This is a genomic window from Sphaerisporangium dianthi (assembly GCF_042654065.1).
GTDB lineage: Bacteria > Actinomycetota > Actinomycetes > Streptosporangiales > Streptosporangiaceae > Sphaerisporangium > Sphaerisporangium dianthi.
The window spans coordinates 1-3962 of sequence record NZ_JBHSFP010000089.1; the positions used below are offsets into that span (position 1 = coordinate 1).

The window sequence follows — 3962 nt, forward strand, 5'->3', positions numbered from 1 at the left end:
GCCGTCGCGGAGTTGGAGCGTCGTCTGTCGGTGGCGGGGTTGATGCGGTGGCGGCTGGAGGGGACGGACTTCGCCGCCCACTCGGCGCAGGTCGACCGGTTGCGGGATGAGTTGCTGGCCGAGCTGGCGGGTGTGGAGCCACGCTCGGTCGAGGTACCTTTCCTGTCCACGGTCACCGGGGACTGGGTGGACGGCGCCGAGCTGGACGGCGGCTACTGGTACCGCAACCTCCGCCAGCCCGTCAGGTTCCAGACCGCCGTCCAGCAGCTGTCGGAGATGGGGCACCGGAAGTTCATCGAGATCAGTCCGCGGCCCACGCTCACCATAGGCATCGAGGAGAGCCTCGGCGACGCCGCCGCGGAAGCCGTGGTCGTCGGCACGCTGCGCCAGGACGACGGCGACAGGACGCGAATGTTGACCTCCCTGGCCGAGGCGTTCGTGCGCGGTGTACCGGTCAACTGGGCCGCCCTTCTCCCCACCGGCCGCCCGACCGGCCTGCCCACCTACCCCTTCCAGCGCAGCCGCTACTGGTTGCCGCCGGGTGTTCGTGGGCTGCGCGACGTGGCCGACCTCGGGCTCGACCCCACCGGGCATCCGTTGCTGACGGCCGCCACGACCGTGCCGGGGTCGGATGTGTGGCTGTTCGCCGGCCGGTTGTCCCTGGACACCCACCCGTGGCTCGAGGATCACAGCGTGCTCGGGTCCGTGCTCGTGCCGGGCGCCGCCTTCCTGGAGATGGCCGTACGCGCGGCCGACGAGATCGGCTGTCGGCGGGTGGACGAGCTGACACAGGAAGCACCGCTGATCCTGACCGGTCAGGACGTCGTACACCTGCGGCTGGTCGTCGAGCCGGCGGACGAGGCAGGACGCCGCCGGCTGAGCGTGTACTCCCAACCGGCTGATGGCACGGACCGGCAGGCCCCGACACGCCACGCCACCGGCGTGCTGGCCGGCGACGGCCCCCACGCTGCGGGCGACGACCTGACGACATGGCCACCCCCGGGTGCGTCGCCGATCGAGCTCACCGGCCTGTACGAGCGGCTGGCCGACGACGGGCTCGACTACGGACCGCTGTTCCGCGGCCTGCGGTCGGCCTGGCGCCTCGGCGACGACGTGTTCGCCGAGGTCAGCCTGCCGGAGACGGAACAGCCGCCGACGGGCGACGGTGCCTACGGCCTGCATCCCGCGCTGCTCGACGCGGCGCTGCACGCGATCGCGGTGGCCGGTGCCGGGGGGAGCGGTGACGGCCGGGCGAGGCTGCCGTTCAGCTGGTCAGGCGTGACGGCACACGCCGACGGCGGTACCGGCCTCCGCGTGCGCATCACCCCCGCAGGTCTGGACGCGGTGCGCCTGGCGGTCGGCGACGACACCGGTGCACCCGTGCTGACCATCGAGTCGCTCGCCCTCCGGCCGGTGTCGGCCGAGCAACTGGCTCGCGTGCGCGACCGGGCCGGGCACTCCTTGTACCGGGTGGCGTGGACCGCGCTGCCGCCGTCCGCCGGTGAGCCCGCCGCCTTGACAGGCGAGTGCGTCGTTCTCGACGGCGACGACGGCGACGACACCGATCTCGCGGGCGTCCTCGGACGGGAGGGCATGGTGGTCGCAACCGCCCGGGACCTTTCACAGGTCCGCACGGCGATCGACGCCGGGGGCTCGGCGCCGGACGTTGTCCTGCTGTCGGAATCGAACCGCGCGGCCGACGTCGATGACCTGGCGGAGGCGGCCCGTGCGCGGACCGAACGCCTGCTCGGAGTGGTGCAGTCCTGGTTGGGCGACGACACGCTGTCGGAGTCCCGCCTGGTGCTCGTCACCCGTGCCGCGGTCGCGGCAGGGGCGGACGAGGTGCCCGATCTCGTGCAGGCTCCGCTGTGGGGCCTGCTGAGGTCCGCGCAGACCGAGCACCCCCAGCGGTTCGTGCTGGTCGACATCGACGACGACCCACGGTCGTACCGCGCGCTGCCTTCAGCACTGCGCAGCGGTGAACCCCAACTCGCCATCCGCCAGGGCACCGCCCACGTGCCCAGGCTGGCACGCACGGCGACCGGGCCGGCGGCCGTCCGCCCGGCGGTGGACGGCGAGGGAACCGTGCTGATCACCGGCGCCGGCGGGGCACTGAGCGTGAAGATCGCCCGCCACCTGGTGTCGGCACACCACGTCCGCAGGCTCGTGCTGGCAGGCCGGCGCGGACCGGCCGCCGATGGTGCGCGTGAGCTCGCGGCACACCTGACGGAGCTCGGTGCCGAGGTCACCCTCGCCGCCTGTGACGTCGCCGACCGATCGGCGCTTGCCGCGGTGCTGGACGCCATTCCCGCCGCGCACCCGCTCACCGCGGTCGTGCACACCGCCGGCGTGCTGGACGACGCGGTGGTGACCGGGCTGACCCCGGGGCAGCTGGCCACGTCTTTCCGCCCCAAGGTCGATGCGGTGATGAACCTCCACCGGTTGACCGAGCACCTGAACCTCACGTCGTTCGTGGTGTTCTCCTCGGCGGCCGGCATCGTCGGCAGTGCGGGCCAGAGCAACTACGCGGCGGCGAACGCCTTCCTCGACGCGTTCGCGCACTGGCGGCGTGCACGAGGACTGCCCGCCACCTCCCTGGCGTGGGGACCGTGGACCAACCTGGCGGATGGTTCGCGCCGGGACCCGAGGCAGTTCACCAGGACCGGTGTGATCCCGCTGTCCGAGGACGACGGGCTGGCGCTGTGGGACGCCGCGATGGGCCACGACGAACCCGTGCTGGCGCCGGTCCGGTTTGACCTGGCGAAGGTCGCCGCCCTGCCCGAGCCCTCCCCGGTGCTCGGCGGGCTGGTCACCACCCGGAGGCGGCGGCGTGCCGGCCGCAGTCAGCACGGTCTGCCGGCGAGCCTGGCCGGCCTGCCTGAGGCCAAACAGCGTGACATCCTGCGCGCTCTGGTTCGAACCGAGCTGGCGGCCGTGCTCGGCCACGACTCGCCGGCGACGGTCGACCCCGCACGGGCGTTCACCGACCTGGGGGTCGACTCGCTGATCGCGGTCGAGCTGCGCAACCGCCTGGCCGTCGCGACCGGCCTGCGGCTGCCGGCGACCCTGGTCTTCGACTTCCCGACCCCCGTGGCGGTGGCCGGCCGCCTGCACGCCGAGCTGGTCGCCTCCGAACCGGCTGTGGCCGCCACCCCCCGGAACCAGGCGACTGCCGACGAGCCGATCGCGATCATCGGCATCAGCTGCCGGTTCCCCGGCGGCGTCCGGTTCGCCGGCGATCTCTGGCGTCTCGTCGAAGAGGGCACACACGTCGTCGACCCGTTCCCCGTGGACCGCGGGTGGGCGCCCGGTCCCACCCCGACGGACGCGACGTACCCGGCCGGGGGCGCGTTCCTGGCCGGTGCGGCCGATTTCGACGCGGGTTTCTTCGGTGTGTCGCCGCGTGAGGCGTTGGCGATGGATCCGCAGCAGCGGTTGCTGCTGGAGGTGTCGTGGGAGGTGGTGGAGCGGGCGGGGATCGATCCGGCTTCGCTGCGGGGCAGCCGGACCGCCGTGTTCACCGGCTTGATGCCCCAGGACTACGCGACGTTGTTCACCGGCGATCCCGCCCGGCTCGAAGGCTACGCGGCCACCGCGGGGTCCCCGAGCGCGGCGACCGGCCGAATCTCGTACACGTTCGGTTTCGAGGGGCCGGCGGTGACGGTGGACACGGCGTGTTCGTCGTCGCTGGTGGCGATGCACCTCGCGGCGCAGTCGCTGCGCAACGGCGAGTGCGAGCTCGCGCTCGCGGGTGGCGCCACCGTGATGTCGACCCAGGCCACGTTCGTGGAGTTCTCACGTCAGGGCGGTCTCGCCGGGGACGGCCGGTGCAAGGCGTTCGCGGAGGGTGCGGACGGCACCGGGTTGGGGGAGGGCGCCGGGATCGTGTTGTTGGAGCGGTTGTCGGATGCGCGGCGTAATGGGCGTCGGGTGTTGGCGGTGTTGCGTGGTTCGGCGGTGAA

The 3962-nt window shown here is 72.9% G+C and carries 1 protein-coding gene; it reads left to right on the forward strand.

Going from position 1 to position 3962, the window contains the following annotated elements; all coding sequences use genetic code 11:
- The coding region (locus tag ACFO60_RS40665) for an SDR family NAD(P)-dependent oxidoreductase (RefSeq protein ID WP_380852852.1) at positions 1-3962 on the forward strand (3962 nt) is incomplete at both ends.